The following is an 18612-nucleotide window of genomic DNA, read 5'->3' on the forward strand; positions in this document are numbered from 1 at the left end:
AGCTTCCGCCGCCCGCCGCCCGGGTGCTCGACTCCACGGGTACCCGGCCGCCTTGACCGACGCGAGGAGCGCGACGCATGAGCACGATCGTCCTGGTGCACGGACTCTGGATGACCCCGCGCAGCTGGGAGCACTGGGTCCCCTACTACGAGAGCAAGGGCCACCAGGTGGTCACGCCCGCGTACCCCGGGTTCGAGGTCGAGGTGGAGGCGCTGCGGGCCGACCCGTCGGTCATCGCGACCGTGACCGTGCCGGAGACCGTGGCGCACCTGGAGAAGGTCATCACGGCGCTGCCCGAGAAGCCGGTCATCATCGGGCACTCGTTCGGCGGCACCCTGACCCAGCTGCTGCTCGACCGCGGGCACGGCAGCGCCGGCGTGGTCATCGACTCGGCGCCGCCGGAGGGCATCCGGGTCAACCCGCCGTCACAGATCAAGTCGCTCTTCCCGATCCTCAGCAACCCGGCGAAGCGGCACCAGGCGGCCGGCTTCACCCCCGAGCAGTTCCACTACGCCTTCACCAACACGCTGTCGGCCGAGGAGTCGCGGGCCGTCTACGACCGGTACGCGATCCCGGCGCCCGGCAACTGGGTCTGGTCGTACGGGCTGCTGGCGAACTTCACCCCGGGCAAGCAGGAGACGTGGGTGAACTTCCACAACGAGGACCGGGCGCCGCTGCTCTTCATCGCCGGCGGCGCGGACCACATCATGCCGGCGTCGGTGAACAAGTCGAACGCCCACCACTACAAGGGCGAGACGACCGTCACGGAGTACTTCGAGTTCCCGGGGCGCTCGCACTGGACCTGCGCGGAGCCCGGCTGGGAGCAGGTCGCCGACAAGGCCCTCGACTGGGCGCTGCAGCACGCCCGATGATCCTCACCCACATCGGCGGGCCGACCCTGCTCGTGCAGACCGGCGGGTGGTCGCTGCTCACCGACCCGACGTTCGACCCGCCCGGGCGGCGCTACACGTTCGGCCTCGGCACGGCCTCGCACAAGCACGCGGGGCCGGCCGTCGCCGTGGCCGACCTGCCGCCGATCGACGCGGTGCTGCTCAGCCACGACCAGCACGCCGACAACCTGGACGACGCGGGACGGGCGTTCCTGCCCCGCGCCGGCCGGGTGATCACCACCCGGGCGGGCGGCCGGCGGCTGGGCGCCACCGGGCTCGGGCCCTGGGCGACCACCCGGCTCGAGCACCCGGACCGGCCCCCGATCGAGATCACGGCGACGCCCGCCCGGCACGGGCCGCCGCTGAGCCGCCCGGTCGTCGGCGAGACCACGGGCTTCGCGCTGCGGTGGCCGGGCCAGGCGGACGGCGCACTGTGGATCTCCGGGGACACGGTCCCGTACGCGGGGGTGCGTCAGGTCGCCGACCGGCTGGCCGTCGGCACGGCCGTGCTGCACTTCGGTGCCGTGCGGTTCCCGGTGACCGGCCCGCTGCGCTACACCATGACCGCCGCGGAGGGCGCCCGGCTCGCGCAGCACCTCGGGGCGCACACCGTCGTGCCGGTGCACTACGACGGCTGGGGGCACTTCCACGAAGGCCGCCCGGAGATCGAGCGGGCCTTCGCGGCGGCGCGGGTCACGCTGCGCTGGCTGGATCCGGGGCGTCCGGCAACGGTTCCGCGCTGATCCACGCCTTGATGAGGGCGTCCAGGGCGGCGGGCATGGCCTCCGCCGGGTTGACCTCGGCGTCGCCCGTGGTCAGCCCGGCGGTCAGGGTCCGGCTGCCGTCGGGCGTGCTGTACATGAGGGCTCCGTACCCGCCGGGGGCGCCGCCGTTGTGGTGCAGCACCGTGCCCAGGCCCGCGCCGAGGTCCTGCACGAACACGCCGAGCCCGTAGCCGATCGGGCCCACGGGCGAGCGCATCTCGGCCAGCAGCGGCGCCGGGAGCACCCGGCCGCCGTTGAGCGCGGCGAAGAAGGTGCGCAGGTCCCGCGTGGTCGAGATCAGCCCGCCGGCGCCGAGGAGCATGGACAGGTTCTGGCGGGAGACGTCGGCGACCTTCCACTCGTCGCCGTCCTGGTAGCGGTAGTAGCCGTGGGCGTACGGCTCGGGCAGGTCGGTGACGTCGCCGTCGAGCACGGTGTCGCGCAGCCCGAGCGGCCCGAGGATCCGCTGGTGCATCGCCTCGCCGTACGACTGCCCGGTCACCCGCTCGATGAGCAGCGCCGCGACGGTGTAGTTGGTGTTGGAGTAGCTCCAGTCGGCGCCGGGCTCGAAGCGTGCCGGGTGCGCCAGCGCCGGCTCCACCAGCTCCTGCGGCCGATAGCTCCGCAGCCGCGCCTCGACCCACTCCTTGCCGGTGGCGGGGATGCCCGGGACGATCGTGCCGTCCGGGAAGTACTCGCCCGTGTAGTTGAACAGGCCGCTGGTGTGCTGCAGCAGCATCCGCGCCGTGATCCGGCCGTCCAGCGCCAGGCCGGGGAGGTGGCCGGCCACCGGGGCGTCGAGCTCCAGCTTGCCCTCGGCCACCAGCTGCAGGACCGCGGTGGCGGTGAAGGTCTTGACGACGCTGCCCGCCCAGAACCGGCCGTCGACCGGCGGCGCTTCGGCCGATCCGAGCTCGCGTATCCCGGCGGTGCCGGCCCATTCCCCGTGCTCGTCGTGGACGCGCACCTGGATGCTCGCGAAGCCGGCGGCGACGAACGCGTCGAGGGCCTTCTGCAGATCGGTCATCGTGGTGTCCCTCTCAGATGCCGCGGGCGGTGATGTCACCGCGGGACGTGGTGGCGTGGATGGTCAGACCGGAGCCGGTGAGTGAGTTGTCGATCCGCCCGTACGCGGTGGAGGCGTCCAGCGACGCGGTGCGCGCACCGACCGTGATGTCGCCGTCCTGGGTCCGCAGCGTCAGGCTGCCTTCCGGCGCCACGGCCTCGGCGACGCGCAGGTCGCCCTTCTGGGTGCTGAGCTGCGCCGAGCCGGTGAGCCTCCCGACCACGATGTCGCCGGCCTGCAGCGTGAGCTGGGCGCTCCCGGCCTCCTCGAGCTCGATCGAGCCCTGGGCGCTGTCGACGGTCACGTCGCCGAGGCGCCCGGCGCCCCGCAGCTCCCCGGCGGCCACCTTGGCCTGGACCCGGGAGCCGGCGGGCAGCTGAACCGTGACCTCGACGGCACCCGGGGAGCCGAGGAGCCGGTTCGCGGGCTTGGCGGCCTCGATCCGCAGAACGCCGTCGGCGCGGGTGACCGCCAGGCGCTCCGCCGCCTGCACGTCGCGGCTCGTGGCGGGGTCGGCGGGCAGGATCTCGACTGTGGCGTCGGTGCGGTCGGCGGCGACGAGGTGGATCCGGCCGGCGGGGATGTCCAGAACGGCATCGAACGTCTGCTTTCTCATGCCGGAAACGCTACGTTGCCTTCACGCATCGGGCAACGCCGTCGTTGCTCTGGCGCTCCCTTTAAGCAGCTCAAAGCGTTGAAATCATTGCAATGAGTGTGATGTCAATGCAACGAGGCGTCGGCCTTCGTTGCAATGGGATGAGGTTGAAAGCTACGCTGGCGGCGACCACGACCACGAAGGAGGCCGCGATGCCGGGAGGCAGGCTCACCCAGCAGGAACGGCAGCAGATCACCGCGGGGCTGGCCGACGGGCTCGCGTACGCGGAGATCGCCCGGGGTCTCGGCCGCCCCACCTCGACCGTCACCCGCGAGATCATGCGCAACGGCGGCCCGGGAGCCTATCGCGGCGACCTGGCCCACCACGCCACCGAGCGCCGCGCCCGCCGCCGCCGGTCGCCCGGGCCCGGCGGCGTGTCCGCGCAGGCCGCCGGGCGCGACGCGGAGGCCGTCCACGAGTACGAGCAGACGTTCGCCGCCACGTTCGCGCAGCAGGGCCTGCCCACGATGACGGCACGCACGCTCGCCGCCCTCTACAGCACCGACACCGGCAGTCTCACCGCCGCCGAGCTGGCGACGCGGCTGCGGGTGAGCCCGGCCTCGATCTCCAAGGCGATCGCGTTCCTGGAGAGCCAGGGCCTCGTCCGCCGCGAGCGCGACGAGCGGCGGCGCGAGCGCTACGTCGTGGACGACGACGTCATGTACCAGTCCACGATGTCCGGCGCGCGGGGCACCGCGCACCTCGGCGAGATCGCCCGGCAGGGCGTGCGCGTCCTGGGCCCCGGCACCCCGGCCGCCGCGCGCCTGGAGAGCATCGCCCGCTTCGTCGAGTACGTCTCCGAGGCCATCGCCCGGGCCGCCGACGAGGCCCGGGCGATGCTTCACGCCGACGCCACCTGAGCCCGGGTCCGCTGGGTCAGCACCACGCACGCCAGGACGGCGAGCGCGGCCCCGAGCGTCGCCGGCGTCACGGCCTCGCCGAGCAGCAGCGCCGACCACGCCAGCGTGAGGACCGGCTGGGCGAGCTGGAGCTGCCCGGCGCGCGCGACGCCGCCCCGGGCCAGCCCCGCGTACCAGGCGACGAAGGCCAGGAACATGGAGATCACCGTCAGGTAGCCGAAGGCGGCCCACGGCACGGCGCCCGGGTCCGCCGCGTTGCCCCGGGCGGCGGCGAGCGCCACGGGCGCGGTCACCGGCAGGGCCAGCAGGAGGGCCCAGCAGATCGTGCCGGCGCCGCCGAGGTCGCGGGCCAGGGCGCCGCCTTCGGCGTACCCGAGGGCGCAGAGCAGGACCGCCGCCAGCAGGTAGCCGTCCGCCGTGGACAGCGCGCCGCGGACCCCGCCGCCGAGTGCCAGGAAGACGAGCACGGCGAGCAGCCCGGCGAGGCTCGCGGCCCAGAAGACGGGCGGCGGGCGCTCACCCGCGCGCAGCACCGCGAAGACGGCGGTCAGGGCGGGCAGCGCCGCGATCACGACCGCACCGTGCGAGGACGTCTGCGTGGTCAGCGCGAGCGACGTGAACAGCGGGAAGCCGGCCACCACGCCGAGCGCCACGACCGCCAGCCGCCACCACTGCGCCCCGGCCGGCCGGGCCGCCCGCGTCACCAGCAGATAGAGCGCGGCGAGCACGGCGGCGCCCACCGAGCGGCCGAAGGCCACGAACCACGGGTCGAGGGCCGCCACGGCGAGCCGGGTCATGGGCAGCGACAGGCTGAACCCGAGGACGCCCAGCCCCGCCGTTACCGCGGCGGGGACAGTAGCGTTACTCTTGCTTCTCATGGATGACGATAACGCAGCGGCTCGTGTTATCCACAATCTGCGCGCGACGGCCGCGGCCGCGGCGCCGGGCACGCGGCTGCCGTCCGTGCGCGAGCTGACCGCCCGGCACCAGGCCTCGCCCGTCACCGTGGCGGCGGCGGTCCGGCAGCTCGTCGCCGAGGGGGTGATCGAGGCGCGGCCGGGCCGGGGCACGTTCGTGGCGGCGCCACCCGCGACCGGCGGAGCGCCCGACCTGTCCTGGCAGACCGTCGCGCTGGGCCCCCGCCCGGCGGGCGAGGACGAGATGCGGGCGCTGCTGGCCGGCCCGCCGCCGGGCGCGATCCCGCTGTCCGGCGGCTATCTCGACCCGGAGCTGCAGCCGGTCGCCGCCCTGGGCGCCGCCCTGACGCGGGCCGCCCGGCAGAGCGCCGCCTGGCAGCGGGGCCCGGCCGAGGGACGCGAGGACCTGCGGGCCTGGTTCGCGCGCGAGAGCGGCACCGGGCTGCGCGCCGACGACTTCGTGATCTGCTCCGGCGGGCAGGCGGCGATCGGCTCGGCGTTGCGCGCGCTGACCGGCCCCGGCGACACCGTGCTCGTGGAGTCGCCGACCTACCTGGGCGCGCTGGCCGCCGCCCGGGCCGCGGGGCTGCGGGTCGTGCCGGTGCCCGCGGACGGCGACGGGGTGCTGCCTGATCAGCTGCGTGCGGCCTTCGCCCGTACGGGCGCCAGGGTCTTCTATTGTCAGCCGCTGCACGCCAACCCGTCCGGCGCCACCCTCGCCGCCGATCGCCGGGCCAGCGTGGCAGCCGCCGTGCGCGAGGCGGGCGCGTTCCTCATCGAGGACGACTACGCGCGCGACCTCACGATCGACGGCGACGCCCCGCCCCCGCTGGCCGCCGGCGACCCCGACGGCCACGTCGTCTACCTGCGCTCCCTGACCAAGCCCGCCGCGCCGGGCCTGCGCGTCGCCGCGATCGGCGCCCGCGGCCCGGCCGGCGCCCGGCTGCGCGCGGCCCGGCTGCTCGACGACTTCTTCGTGGCCGGCCCGCTGCAACAGGCCACGATGGAGCTGGTCAGCTCCCCGGCCTGGGCTCGCCACCTGCGCTCGCTGCGCACCGCCCTGCGCGCCCGGCGCGAGGCGCTGCTGGCCGCTTTGGCCCGCCACCTGCCCGAGCTGGCCCCCGCGACGGTCCCGCGCGGCGGCCTCCACCTGTGGGTGCGGCTCCCCGACGACACGGACGACGTGGCGCTCACCGCGGCGGCGGCCGCCGCGGGCGTCGTGGTCTTCCCGGGCCGCCCGTGGTTCGCCGCCGAGCCGCCCGGACCGTTCCTGCGGCTCACCTACGCCGCCGCGCCGCCCGAGCTCATGGACGAGGCGGTCCGCCGCCTGGCGGCTACCCGCTGAGCGCGTCCAGGATCTTCTTGTGGGCGGCGTCCAGCTCCTCGGCGGGCACGTCGCCACTCGCCCGGGCGAAGTCGAAGTCGGCCATGTCCGACGCCGGGAAGACGTGCACGTGCGCGTGCGGCACCTCGAAGCCGGCGATGATCAGGCCCACCCGCGGGGCCTGGAAGACCCGCTTCAACGTACGCCCGATGGTGTGCGCCACCGCCAGCACGTGCGCGGCCAGCTCGGGCTCGAGATCGGTCCACTCGTCGACCTCCGCGCGCGGCACGACCAGCGTGTGCCCGGGCGTGAGCGGCGCGATGGTGAGAAACGCGGCCACCTGCTCGTCGGAGTGCACGATGCGGCCGGGCAGCTCCCCGGAGATGATGCGGGTGAAAATCGTCGGCACGCCTTCATGCTAGCCGCGCCCCGCGGCAGGATGGACGCATGAACCTCGGCCGTGTCTTCGACGAGGTACCCGCGCTGTACGACCGGGTGCGCCCCGGCTACCCCGCCGAGCTCTTCGCCGACCTGCCGCCGCTCGGCGACGTCCTGGAGATCGGCTGCGGCACCGGCCAGGCCAGCCGGTCGCTCGTGGCCCGCGCCGGCTCCCTCCTCGCCCTCGAGCCGGGCCCGGCGCTGGCCGCCCACGCCCGGGCCCGGGGCCTCACCGTCGAGTCGTCCACCTTCGAGGACTGGGACGACCGCGGCCGCCGCTTCAACACGATCGTGGCCGCCCAGTCCTGGCACTGGGTCGACCCGGCCACCGGCTGGCGCAAGGCCCACGACCTGCTCCGCCCCGGCGGCCACCTGGCCCTGCTCAGCCACGTCGTCGTCCGCCGCCCCGGCGAGCCCGAGGTGTACGCGGAGACCGCCGACCTGCACGAGCACTTCTCCCCCGGCGACCCGTCCTGGGGTCACCCGCCCCTCGAAGAGTCGGTCCTCGGCACCGACCAGGGCTGGGGCCCCCACTTCGAGCGGCCGGAGGTCCGCTGGTACCCGTACGTGCAATGGCTCTCCGGCGCCGACTACGCCGACCTCATGCGCACGAACTCGATCTACCGCCGCCTGGACCCAGCCGTCCGCGAACCCCTCCTCGACGCCGTCGCCGACCGCATCCGCACCCGCCTGGGCGATCGCGTCCCCCGCCGCTACCTCACCCACCTCCGCGTCGGCCGCCGGTCGAACCCATGACCGCTCACCCCGCCAGGCGCCCGCCGATCGCCGCCCGCTCGGCGTCCCCGAGCGAGAGCGGATTCCCCCTACCCGGGGCCCGGACGGTCAGGCTCCGGGCGCCCTGATCCGCCCGAAGCCCGCCACGCATGATCGGCCGATCCAGCGCTCCTGGCGTGCTGATCCGCACGGAGCGCGTCGATCGGCGCCGGGCGGGGTGCCGGATACTTACACGGTGGCGCGCCGCAGCACAGAGCCCACGGCGACGATCGTGCGGTCGTGCGCGGCGATGGCCCCGACGACCTGACGGCTGCCCCGCTCGGCCTCAGTCCGGGCAGGATCGCTGGGAAGCCGGACCGTCCGGACGGTCCGGCCGCGATCGGTCGACAGGGCCAGGGCGGGCCCGGCGTCCGTACCCAGGCCGGCGTCGACGACGATCCGCCCGTCGCCGGTCTCCGCCAGCCCCCGCACCAGGCTGCGCGACCCCTGCCCCTCCAGCCCGCTCGTCGACCAGTCGGCGCGCGCCAGCTGCTCGTCCCGCGTCCCGTGATAGCGGGTGAGCCCGGCGTCGCTCGCCACGAGCAGGGCGCCGTCACGCTCGACGACGGCGGCCTCCGCGCTGATCCCGCCGCCCTTCCAGCCGTTCACCGCGGCGGGCGGCCCGTCGCCCTGCGCGGCATCCGTACTGTCCGGCGCGGGATCCAGCTGCAGCCGGTCGCAGGCCGGTCGGGACCTCGGTCGCCTCTTCGCCGAGCACCTGCTGCGGCCGGGGGAAAAAGGTGTACGCGGCCGCGCGACGCACCGAGCTCGTCGATCTACCCGGTGTCGTGCCGCTGCGCCTGGACGTCACCGACCCGGCGTCGGTGGCAGCGGCCGCCGAGGCCGCCGGCGACGTGACGCTGCTGATCAACAATGCGGGCGTCTCACTGAGCAGAACCTCGTCGAGGGCGACCTGGACCAGATCCGGATCGAGATCGTGGCGGACGCTTACGGTGCGGCGGCCAAGGCTTCGCCGGCCGGCGAGCCGCGCGGTTTCGTCATGGCGACCAGCGACTGAGGCCGGCGCGGTCCCGGGTGGCTGCTCCGGCGCCATCCGGGACACGGCGCGGTAGCGCAGCGGCGACTGCCCGCGGCCCGCTGGAATGCACGGCGGAAGGCGTGCGACGGGGTGGTCATGATCAACACAGCGCCGGGCGCGCACCGGCGCTGGTCGCTGGCGCGACCGTCTCGGCGCGCCAGGAGCGTGCGCTGGGGTCATGAGCCGGTGTCGCCGGGGCGGGGCAGGAGGGTGGTCCAGGTGGCGAAGTCGGTGCTGCGGTCCCAGATCTGCTCGGCGCGGCGCTCGGCGGCGGCGACCGCGTCCGCCGAGTAGCGGTAGTGGCGGCGGATCAGGTAGCCGTCGCCGTCGACCTCGAGTTCGACCTCGAGGCGGGCGTCCCAGACGCCGAAGTCGCGGCGCAGGTCGGTGGGGAGCAGGCTTTCGACGGTGACGCGGACGTTGATGCCGGCCTCCTGCTGGCGGCGGATGACGTCGGCGTAGGGGCCGTGGTGCACCTGATCGGCCCAGGAGTCGCGGACGATGTAGACGCGGCGGAAGCGGGCCGGGTGCCCGGTGGCGGCGAGTTCGGCCAGGCGGGCGCAGATGGCGTCGTTGTAGTTCTGCCCGTACGGGGTCAGCCAGAAGTGCATCGGCAGGACGGACGTGGTGAAGACGTCCGAGCGGAACGTGCGGACCAGGTGGGTGTTGAGCGACGAGGACTCGGCCGAGGTGACGATGTGGCGTCGTTCGAGCTGGTCGAGCGGGTCCTCGAGGAGCTGGGCGGCAACCCCGAAGAGCTCCGGCGGTACGGTCGCCAGCCCGGCGTGGATCCGTTCCAGCGACCGCGGCAGGTCGCCGCCGACGTGGTCGAGGGTGGTCAGGTAGCGGTCGCGGTGGCGCAGGGACGTCTCGATCCCGGCCAGGGTCCGCTCGGCCCGGTCCCCGGCGCCGGTCACGCGGGTGAGCTCGGCGAGCACCTTGACGGTCAGCAGGCCGACGCCCACCACGAAGCCGAGGATCAGGGAGAGCTGCAGGTCCTGGCGGAACACGTACGAGATGATGCCGGTCACGAGCCCGAGCACCAGGCTGGCCGTCTCGAACAGGTAGCGTCCGGCCGGCGTTTCGTCCATCGGCTGCTCCTCGCCCCGGGAGAGGGCGAGTCTAGGGCCGGTGCGGGACCCCTCGCGACCCCGTGGCGCACATGATGAGGTCGACGCCGTTGGGGTGGTCGGATTCGTGGACGAAGCCGGCCCGCTCGTAGAGCCGGACCGCTCGGCTGCCGCGGACGACGACGAGGCGGTAGGGGCGGTCGTCGCGGTGCTCGCGCAGGACGTGGTCGAGGACCTGGCTGCCCAGGCCCAGGCCGCGGACGGCGGGGTCGAGGTAGAAGTGCTCGAGCCATTGCTCGCCCGGCTCGGGGCGGACGGCGATGGCGCCGACCGGGCGGCCCTCGTGCTCGATCACGTCGGTGTTGGCGGGCACGAACTCGGTGAGGAAGCGCTGCCGGACCCGGGCCTCGGCGGTGTCGTCCCAGCGGCCCAGGCGCTCGAGGTCGGGGCGCAGGCCGACGGCGCGCAGGGCGGCGAGCCAGGGGGCGTCGGCATGGGTCGCCGGGCGCAGGGACCACGTCTGTGTCACGAGGCCAACGTACGCCCGGCCATGCGCGTGCCCCGGCCGGGCGGCGGCACTATGGGCCCGATCACCCGCCCGCCCGGACCCGCTCGATCCTCAATGGACGCCATCCGTGTCGACGATGCGATAGTTCTTGCCCGGGAACGGCTTTCGGGTATTGACTGTGACCCATGCGACCGCATCGCATCGCAGCAATTCTGTGTGCCGCCGTTCTCGTGATCTCCGCGCCCGGTTGCGGCGGTCCGGACGACGACGGCGGCGGCGGGTCCGGCAAGCAGCACGTCACCGTTGCCGTGCTGCCGGTGGTCGACGCCGCGGCGCTCTACATCGCCCAGGAGCAGGGCTATTTCGCCGCCGAGAACCTCGAGGTCACGCTGCAGCCGGTGGCGCAGAGCCTGGCCGCGCTGCCCGCGCTGAAGAATGGTCAGCTCGAGGTGATCAACGGCAATTACGTGACCTTTCTGCAGGCCCACCAGCAGGGCACGCTCGCGATGAGGATCGTGGCTGACGGCGCGGCCGTCGCCCCGGAATTCATGCAGGTGCTCGTGGCGCCGGGATCCCCGATCAAGACCGTCAAAGACCTGGCCGGCAAGACCGTGGCGGTCAACATTCTGAACAATATCCAGTCGCTCACGCTCAACGCGGTGCTGCGCGCCAACGGTGTCGACCCGGCCACGATCAGATATCGAGCGGTGCAATTCGCGGTGATGGACAAGGCGCTCGCCGGCGGCGACGTCGACGCGGTGCACACCGCCGAGCCGTTCGGCACCGTCATCAAGCGGAAGGTGCAGGCGACGCAGCTGCTCGACGCGGGGCAGGAGCCGGTGACCGACCTGCCCGTCAGCGGCTACCTCAGCACGGCCGACTGGGTGGCGAAGAACCCGGAAACCGCGGCCGCCTTCCAGCGGGCGATCACCCGGGCGCAGAACCTCGCCAACTCCGATCGCAAGCAGGTCGAGCGGGTGCTGCCGACGTTCGCCAAGGTCGACGGGCCGACCGCCGCCGCGCTGAGGCTCCCGGCGTACCCGTCGGAGCTGGAACCCGCCCGCCTGCAGCGGCTGATCGATCTGATGCGGCAGCAGGGCCTGCTCAAGGCCGACCTGAACGCCGCCGACATCATCTACCACGCGGCACGATGAGCCGGGCCGGGCGGTGGGCGCGGGGGCTGGCCGGGCTCGCCGCGGTCGTCGCGCTGAGCCAGGTGCTGGCGGCGACGGGAGCGATCCGGGCCGACTTCCTGCCGCCGGCGGGTACGGTGCTGGCGCGTGCGGCCGACCTGACCGGCGACCGGGAGTTCCTGCTCGGCGTCGCCCACACGGTCCGGGCGTGGCTCACCGGGCTGGCGTGCGCGGTGGGGCTGGGCATCGGCGCCGGGCTGCTGCTGGGCAGCGTGCCGGCGCTCGACGACGCGGTGCGGCCGGTGCTGGAGTTCCTGCGCCCGGTCCCGTCCGTGGCGCTCATCCCGCTCGCGGGGCTGCTGCTCGGTGCGGGGCTGCGGTCGGAGGTCACGCTGGTGACCTATGCCGCGCTGTGGCCGGTGCTCTTCGCCACTGTGTACGGTCTGCGCCACGCCGACCCGGTGCCGCGCGAGACGCTGCGGGTCTTCGGGTTCGGCCGGCTCGCGATCGTGTGGCGCGTCGCGTTGCCGGCGGCCGTCCCGTTCATCGCCACCGGGGTGCGGCTGGCCGCCGCCGTGGGCCTGATCCTCGCCGTGGGCACCGAGATCCTGGCCGGGTTCGGGACCGGGCTCGGCGTGTTCATCGCCCAGGCGCAGCAGGTGGTCGACGGCACCACGGACGTGCTCGCGGGCACGGTGTGGGCCGGCACGCTCGGCCTGATCGCCAACGCCGTCCTCGCGAGCGGCGAGCGCCGGCTGCTCCCGTGGCGGGCAGCCGCATGAGAAGCGTGCCGGACAGGCGCATGAGAAGTGTGGCGGGCAGGCGCATGAGAAGCGCGCCGGGCAGCCGCTTGAACACCGTGCCGGGCAGCCGCTGGAGAAGCGTGCCGCTGGTGGCCGTACCCCTGCTGGTGGTGTCGGTCTGGGAAGGGGTGACGCGCCGGCAAGCGGATGTGTTCTTCCCGCCGCCGTCGCGGATCGTGGCGCGGATGCACGAGCTGTGGTTCTCCGGGCCGCCCGCGCGCCTGTTCCTCACCGACGCCGCGCTGGCCGACGTGCTGCCCAGCCTGGCCCGGATGGCGGCCGGGCTGGCCGGGGCGCTCGCCGCCGGCGTGCTGCTCGGGCTGGCGCTGGGCCGCTCCGAGCGCCTGTTCGCGTACCTGGACCCGCTGCTGCAGTTCGCCCGCGCGATCCCGCCGCCGACGCTGGTGCCGGTGTTCGTGGTGCTGCTGCGGCTCGGCACGCCGATGCAGATCGTGTCCATCGTGGCCGGTGCGGTGTGGCCGATCCTGCTCAACACGGCGGACGGCGTGCGCCAGGTGGATCCCGTGCAGACGAGCACCGCGCGCGTGTTCGGACTGAGCGCCACGGACAGGCTGACCCGGATCGTGCTGCCCTCCGCCCTGCCCCGCATCGCCGCGGGCCTGCGGCTGAGCCTGTCGCTGGCGCTGATCCTCATGGTCTTCTCCGAGCTGTTGCCGGGCACCGCGAACGGCATCGGCTTCCAGCTGACCGACGCCCAGAGCCGCTCCGATCTGCCGACCGTGTGGGCCGCCGTGCTGCTGCTCGGCCTGCTCGGCTACCTGCTCAACCTGCTCCTGCTGACCGCCGAGCGCCGATTGCTGAGGTGGCACCGATGAATGTGCGTGAGGCCGTGTTCGACTTCCTGCGCCGGGCCGGGATCACGACGGTCTTCGGCAACCCCGGCTCGACCGAGCTGCGCATGCTGCGCGACTGGCCGGCCGATTTCCGGTACGTCCTCGCGCTGCAGGAATCGGTGGCGGTGGCCGCCGCGGCCGGGCACGCCCTGGGCACCCGCCGTCCGGGACTGGTCAGCCTGCACTCGGCCGGCGGGGTGGGGCACGGGCTCGGCGCGGTGTTCAACGCGTACCGGGACCGGGTGCCGCTGATCGTGCTCGCCGGTCAGCAGACGCGGGAGATGCTGCCGACCCGGCCGTTCCTGGGCGCCGACGAGCCGGCGACGTTCCCCCGCCCGTACGTGAAGCTCAGCGCCCAGCCGGAACGCGCGCAGGACGTGCCGGTCGCGCTCGCGGAGGCGTACCGGACGGCATTGACCCCGCCCTGCGGCCCGGTCTTCCTGTCCGTCCCGGAGGACGACTGGGAGCAGCCTGCCGCCGCCGTGCCGTACCGCGAGCTGTACCCGGACTTCGGCCCCTCGCCCGACGGCGTGCGCATCGTCGCGGACGCGCTCAACGCCGCGAGCTCCCCGGCGCTGGTCATCGGCGCGGGCGTCGACGACGACCGCGCGCAGGCGGAGGCGGTCGAGCTCGCCGAGCGGCTCGCGGCCGCGGTGTGGCTGACCCCGCTCTCCGGCCGGTCCGGCTTCCCGGAGGACCACCAGCTCTTCCGCGGCTTCCTGCCCCCGGTACGCGACCAGATCGCCGCATGCCTCGCCGGCCACGACGTCGTCCTGTCCGCCGGCGGCCCGATCTTCAAGTACCACGTCACGTCCCCGGGCCCGTTCCTGGCGCCCGGCACCCGGCTCCTGCAACTGGACTGCGACCCGGAGGCGGCCGCCTGGGCGCCCGTGGGCACGAGCGTGCTCACCACGGTCCGGGCCGGGCTGGCCGCGCTGCTCCCGCACGTCCACAAGAGCGACCGCACGCCCCTGCCGCCCCGGCCCACGCCACCCCCCGCCCCGCCGTCGAGCGCGGGGCACGCCATCGAGACACTGCGCAGGCTGCTCCCGCCGCACGCGGTGGTCGTCGAGGAGGCGCCGTCGCACCGCGAGGTCTTCCACGCGCGGTTCCCGATCGTCCGCCCCGGCGGCTTCCTGACCACGGGCAGCGGCGCGCTGGGCTGGGGGCTCCCGCTGGCGGTCGGCCGGGCGCTCGCCGGGACGGCGCCGCGGGTCGTCTGCGTCATGGGCGACGGCTCCACGATGTACTCGGTCCAGGCGTTGTGGACGGCGGCCCGCGAACGCGCCCCGGTCACGTTCGTCATCCTCGACAACGGCGGCTACGAGGCGGTCAAGCAGCTCGGCCGGCGGCAGGGGGCGGCCGGCGTGGTCGGCACCGACATCCCGGGGCTGGACCTGGTCACCGTCGCCACGGGGCTGGGCTGTCCCGCCGTGCGGGCGTCCGGCGGCGCCCTCGAGGGAGCGCTGGCGGACGCCCTGGCCGCGGAGGGCCCCGCCGTCGTGGTGGTGCCGGTCGCGGCGGAGGGCACGACGGCCTACCCCGCCGGCGGCTGAGCGTGCTGGACATCGCGGGGCTGACCCACGCGTACGACGGGCAGGTCGTCCTGGAGGACGTCCACCTCGGCGTGGCCCGGGGCGAGCTGGTGAGCATCGTCGGGCCGTCCGGCTGCGGCAAGTCCACCCTGCTGCGCTGCGTCGCGGGCCTGACCGCCCCGGCGGCGGGCAAGATCCTGATCGACGGGGCCGAGGCGGCGGGGGTTCCGGCCGGCCTGGCTGTCGTCTTCCAGGAGTACGGCCGGTCGCTGCTGCCCTGGCTCAGCGTGCGCGAGAATGTGGCGCTGCCGCTGCGGCGTACGGACATGTCCCGCACTGACCGGCGGGCGGCCGCGCTGGATGCCCTCGCCGCCGTCGGCCTGGCGGAGGCCGCGCGCAAGCACCCGGCGCAGCTCTCCGGCGGCATGCAGCAGCGGGTGGCGATCGCCCGCGCGCTGGTGTGCCGGCCCAGCCTGCTGCTGATGGACGAGCCGTTCGGCTCGGTGGACGCGCAGACCCGCGAGGACCTGGAGGACCTGCTGCTCGCGGTGCGCAATCCGCGCATGACGATTCTGTTCGTCACGCACGACATCGACGAGAGCGTGTACGTGGGCGACCGCGTCGTGGTCCTCGGCGGCCGCCCCGGCCGGGTGGTCGCCGACCTGCCCGTCGCCCTGCCGGTGCGCGGCGACCAGATCGCCACCCGCGAGCAGCCCGAATTCGTGCGGTTACGGGCGGAAGTGGGCCGCCGGGTCCGCCAGCCGGCCGCCTGAACGTGTCCGAATCTGTTTCCTTCTGTTGACCTGATGCATCTCGATGCGTAAATGTGTTGGCAACGCGTCGTTGATCGGAAGGAAACACTCGATGCCGCGATCTCCCGTACGCCCGTTGCTGCTTGCCGTCCTCCTCGTCCTCTCCGTCCTCGTCGTGCCCACCGGGGCCGCCTCGGCCGCCGCGCCTGTGGTGCACGGCCTCAAGGGTGAGTACTTCCGCGCCTCGGCGCCCGGTGCCCACGACTTCGCGCAGCTCGGCGGCACCACGCTCGACCCGAACATCGACCTGCCCGGCCTGGTGGGCACCTTCCAGACGCTGACCGGGCAGACCGAGCACACGACCGCCCGCTGGACCGGGAAGCTCACCGCGCCGGCCACCGGCGACTACACGTTCTCGATGATCGGGGACAACGGCTTCCGGTTCTTCCTCGACGAGCAGCCGGTCATCGACCACTGGGTCGGCGACTGGGACGTCGAGCAGACCGCCGCCGCGCCCGTCCACCTCGTGGCGGGCAAGGCCCACACCGTCCGCATCGAGATGTTCCAGGACGTCGGCGGCGCGAACCTCTACCTGCGCTGGGCCGCCGCCGGCCTCGCGAAGCAGATCGTGCCCGAGTCGGCGTTCACCCCGCCGGACGGCTACCAGGTCTTCCCGGTCGCCTTCGCCGTCGACAAGACCGGCACGACGCTGACCGCGGACTTCGACGCCTCCGTGACGGCCCTCGGTTCGCTCGCCTCGCATGTGACGGTCGAAGTGGACACCACTCCGTTCCCGATCACGGCGGTCCGGCGGAATGGTGACAAGGTTGTCATCGCCCTCGGCGCGACCGTGCAAAAGGGCCAGCGGGTCCGCGTCAACTACGACGGCGCCGGTGGCCTGGTCGTCGGCGGCGAGACCGTCCCGCAGGTCATCCGCTCGGCGACGAACAACTCCACCCACCGCCTCACCACCCCGTGGGGCGACAAGGTGGACCGCAACCACCCGCTGCCCGAGTACCCGCGCCCGCAGCTGGTCCGCAAGGACTGGCTCAACCTCAACGGCCCGTGGGAGTTCGCCGGCGCCGAGGCGGGCCAGCAGCCGGTCTTCGGCAGGAAGCTCGGCGAGAAGATCATCGTGCCCTACCCGGTCGAGTCGCAGCTGTCCGGCATCGAACGGCGCGAGGACCACATGTTCTACCGCAAGGTCGTCACTGTCCCGCCCACCTGGCTGGGCCGCCGGGTCAAGCTGAACTTCGGCGCCGTCGACTACCAGGCCAAGGTCTGGGTCAACGGCAAGCTGGTCGCCGAGCACACCGGCGGATACACCGCCTTCACCGCCGACATCACCGACGCCCTGCGCCGCAAGGGCCTCGGCCCGCAGGAGATCATCGTCGCGGTCACCGACGAGACCGGCCCGAACCAGCCGAAGGGCAAGCAGTCGCTCAACCCGGGCGGCATCGTCTACGAGCCGTCGTCGGGCATCTGGCAGACGGTGTGGCTGGAGCCGGTCGTCGCCGCGGGCATCGACGAGGTGATCTCCACCCCCGACCTCACCGGTGTCACCGTGAACGTCACGTCGTCCTCGTCCGCCCGGGCCACGATCACCGCTTACGACAAGCGGGGACGCAAGGTCGGGTCCGTCTCCGGCAAGGCCGGCACCGACCTCCGCCTGACGGTCGCCGATCCGCACCTGTGGAGCCCCGACGACCCGTACCTCTACGACCTGGACGTCAAGGTCGGCAGCGACCGGGTCCGCAGCTACTTCGGCCTGCGCACGGTCGGTGTCCAGCAGGTCGGCGGCTTCCCGAAGCTCGTCCTCAACGGCAAGCCGATCTTCTCGCTCGCCACGCTGGACCAGGGCTTCTGGCCGGACGGCCTCTACACCCAGCCCAGCGACGCGGCGCTCCGGTTCGACCTGGCGGAGACCAAGAAGCTCGGCTTCAACGCGGTCCGCAAGCACATCAAGGTGGAGTCCGCCCGCTGGTACCGGCACGCCGACGAGCTCGGCCTGCTCGTCTGGCAGGACTTCGTGTCGGCCGACATCTCCACCGCGGCCGGTCAGCAGGCGTTCCTCGACCAGGGCCGGGAGGAGATGCGGCAGCTGCACAGCTACCCGTCGATCATCGGCTGGATCGTCTTCAACGAGGGCTGGGGCGAGTGGGACCGGGCGGAGACCGGCCGCATCGCCGACGCCATGAAGGCGGCCGACCCGTCGCGCATCCTGAACGCGCACAGCGGCGTCAACTGCTGCGCCTCCAAGGGCGACTCCGGCAGGGGCGACGTAATCGACCATCACGACTACAACAACACCGACCCGGCGTACCCGGACGCCACCCGCATCGCGATGGACGGTGAGCACGGCGGCTTCACGCTGCGCACGCCCGGGCACATGTGGCCCGGCCCGCCGGCCGTCATCTACAGCGGCGTCGCGGACAAGGCGGCCCTGACCGCCAAGTACGTCGACAACACCCGCCGGTTCTACCTCGAGGCCGCGGCCGCCGAGCTGTCCGGCTCGGTCTACACCCAGATCACCGACCTGGAGACCGAGCTCAACGGCCTGTGGACCTACGACCGCCGGGAGATCAAGGTCGACCCCGCCGCCGTACGGGAGATCAACCAGCAGGTCATCGCGGCCGGCGCCAACCCCGTGGCCGCCACCGGCTTCCCCGGCCGGGGCGACTGGACCCTGGACGAGGGCACCGGCACCACCGCCCGCGACACCAGCGGCAGCGGCGCCGACCTGACCCTCAAGGGCGACACCGCGTGGGCCGGCGGCGCCCTGACCTTCGACGGCGACGGCGACTCGGCCGACACCGCCAAGCCGGTCCTCGACACCACGAAGGACTACACCGTCGCGGCGTGGGTGACCCTGGACAAGCTCCCCGGCAACTACGCCAGCGCGCTCAGCCAGGACGCCCGCACCACCGAGAACCCCTTCTACCTGCAGTACGGCCAGGGCGCCTTCGCCTTCAGCACCCCCGGAGGCAACCGCGCCCGCCAGGTCGTCACCCCCGACCTGAACCGCTGGTACCACCTCGCCGGCGTCCGCGACCACACCACCGGCGAGGTCCGGCTCTACGTGGACGGCAAGCGAGCGGCCGCGGTCCCGGCCGGGCCCGACGTGGTCAGCACCGGCCCGCTCTCCCTGGGCCGGGCCAAATACGCGGGCAACCCGACCGACTACTGGTCCGGCTCGATCGACCAGGCCCACGCCTGGAACAAGGCCCTGA

At 73.7% G+C, this 18612-nt stretch carries 18 protein-coding genes; 11 read left to right on the forward strand and 7 right to left on the reverse strand.

Features of this window, described 5'->3' with window-relative positions:
* Positions 1-77 precede the first annotated feature (77 nt).
* Together RBH18_RS03645 and RBH18_RS03650 are read left to right on the forward strand one after the other, a co-directional pair.
* The gene (locus tag RBH18_RS03645; RefSeq protein WP_306204436.1) at positions 78-872 is read left to right on the forward strand and encodes an alpha/beta hydrolase; all 795 of its coding nucleotides are present in this window, start codon (positions 78-80) and stop codon (positions 870-872) included.
* A complete protein-coding gene (locus RBH18_RS03650; protein ID WP_306204437.1) occupies positions 869-1633 on the forward strand; it encodes an MBL fold metallo-hydrolase in 765 nt (254 codons plus the stop codon). Before RBH18_RS03645 ends, RBH18_RS03650 begins: the two co-directional genes overlap by 4 nt.
* On the opposite strand, the gene RBH18_RS03655 is transcribed toward RBH18_RS03650, so the two are convergent.
* Positions 1584-2681, reverse strand: a complete 1098-nt coding sequence (locus RBH18_RS03655; RefSeq protein ID WP_306204438.1) for a serine hydrolase domain-containing protein — start codon at positions 2679-2681, stop codon at positions 1584-1586. The two genes, RBH18_RS03650 and RBH18_RS03655, sit on opposite strands and share 50 nt — an antisense overlap.
* Before the next feature lie 13 nt (positions 2682-2694).
* Positions 2695-3336 carry a DUF4097 family beta strand repeat-containing protein gene (locus RBH18_RS03660; RefSeq protein WP_306204439.1) on the reverse strand — a complete coding sequence of 214 codons (642 nt, stop codon included), beginning with the start codon at positions 3334-3336 and terminating at the stop codon, positions 2695-2697.
* Positions 3337-3527: 191 nt separating this feature from the next.
* Between RBH18_RS03660 and RBH18_RS03665 the strand changes: the two genes are divergently transcribed.
* Positions 3528-4235 (forward strand): GbsR/MarR family transcriptional regulator, encoded by a 708-nt coding sequence (locus tag RBH18_RS03665; RefSeq protein ID WP_306204455.1) that lies wholly within the window; start codon positions 3528-3530, stop codon positions 4233-4235.
* Here the strand turns inward: RBH18_RS03665 and RBH18_RS03670 are convergent.
* Positions 4217-5113: a DMT family transporter gene (locus tag RBH18_RS03670; protein ID WP_306204440.1), complete on the reverse strand. Its 897-nt coding sequence runs from the start codon at positions 5111-5113 to the stop codon at positions 4217-4219. The genes RBH18_RS03665 and RBH18_RS03670 overlap by 19 nt on opposite strands.
* Here RBH18_RS03670 and RBH18_RS03675 point away from each other — a divergent pair.
* Positions 5112-6497, forward strand: a complete 1386-nt coding sequence (locus RBH18_RS03675; protein ID WP_306204441.1) for an aminotransferase-like domain-containing protein — start codon at positions 5112-5114, stop codon at positions 6495-6497. The genes RBH18_RS03670 and RBH18_RS03675 overlap by 2 nt on opposite strands.
* On the opposite strand, the gene RBH18_RS03680 is transcribed toward RBH18_RS03675, so the two are convergent.
* The gene (locus RBH18_RS03680; protein WP_306204442.1) at positions 6487-6885 is read right to left on the reverse strand and encodes an HIT family protein; all 399 of its coding nucleotides are present in this window, start codon (positions 6883-6885) and stop codon (positions 6487-6489) included. The genes RBH18_RS03675 and RBH18_RS03680 overlap by 11 nt on opposite strands.
* 38 nt (positions 6886-6923) lie before the next feature.
* Here RBH18_RS03680 and RBH18_RS03685 point away from each other — a divergent pair, with 38 nt between their 5' ends.
* Entirely contained in the window at positions 6924-7670 is a 747-nt protein-coding gene (locus RBH18_RS03685; protein ID WP_306204443.1) for a class I SAM-dependent methyltransferase, read from the forward strand.
* 207 nt (positions 7671-7877) lie between these two features.
* Here the strand turns inward: RBH18_RS03685 and RBH18_RS03690 are convergent, their stop codons facing one another.
* The 3 genes from RBH18_RS03690 to RBH18_RS03700 form a co-directional block, all read right to left on the reverse strand.
* Positions 7878-8297, reverse strand: a complete 420-nt coding sequence (locus RBH18_RS03690; RefSeq protein WP_306204444.1) for a hypothetical protein — start codon at positions 8295-8297, stop codon at positions 7878-7880.
* Between the two features lie 606 nt (positions 8298-8903).
* Positions 8904-9818, reverse strand: a complete 915-nt coding sequence (locus RBH18_RS03695) for a DUF6879 family protein (RefSeq protein ID WP_306204445.1) — start codon at positions 9816-9818, stop codon at positions 8904-8906.
* Positions 9819-9849: 31 nt separating this feature from the next.
* A complete protein-coding gene (locus tag RBH18_RS03700; protein WP_306204446.1) occupies positions 9850-10326 on the reverse strand; it encodes a GNAT family N-acetyltransferase in 477 nt (158 codons plus the stop codon).
* A gap of 164 nt (positions 10327-10490) precedes the next feature.
* Between RBH18_RS03700 and RBH18_RS03705 the strand changes: the two genes are divergently transcribed.
* From RBH18_RS03705 to RBH18_RS03730, 6 genes are all read left to right on the forward strand, one after another.
* On the forward strand, positions 10491-11459 hold the full coding sequence (locus tag RBH18_RS03705; protein WP_306204447.1) for an ABC transporter substrate-binding protein: 969 nt from the start codon (positions 10491-10493) through the stop codon (positions 11457-11459).
* Positions 11456-12220: an ABC transporter permease gene (locus RBH18_RS03710; RefSeq protein WP_306204448.1), complete on the forward strand. Its 765-nt coding sequence runs from the start codon at positions 11456-11458 to the stop codon at positions 12218-12220. Before RBH18_RS03705 ends, RBH18_RS03710 begins: the two co-directional genes overlap by 4 nt.
* A gap of 44 nt (positions 12221-12264) precedes the next feature.
* Entirely contained in the window at positions 12265-13077 is an 813-nt protein-coding gene (locus RBH18_RS03715) for an ABC transporter permease (RefSeq protein WP_306204449.1), read from the forward strand.
* On the forward strand, positions 13074-14651 hold the full coding sequence (gene mdlC, locus RBH18_RS03720; protein WP_306204450.1) for a benzoylformate decarboxylase: 1578 nt from the start codon (positions 13074-13076) through the stop codon (positions 14649-14651). The genes RBH18_RS03715 and mdlC overlap by 4 nt, the downstream gene beginning before the upstream one ends.
* Positions 14652-14653: 2 nt before the next feature.
* Positions 14654-15403, forward strand: a complete 750-nt coding sequence (locus tag RBH18_RS03725; protein WP_306204451.1) for an ABC transporter ATP-binding protein — start codon at positions 14654-14656, stop codon at positions 15401-15403.
* Between the two features lie 91 nt (positions 15404-15494).
* On the forward strand, positions 15495-18612 hold a 3118-nt coding region (locus tag RBH18_RS03730), incomplete at its 3' end, for a LamG-like jellyroll fold domain-containing protein (protein WP_306204452.1).

This window comes from Actinoplanes oryzae, assembly GCF_030757795.1.
Lineage (GTDB): Bacteria > Actinomycetota > Actinomycetes > Mycobacteriales > Micromonosporaceae > Actinoplanes.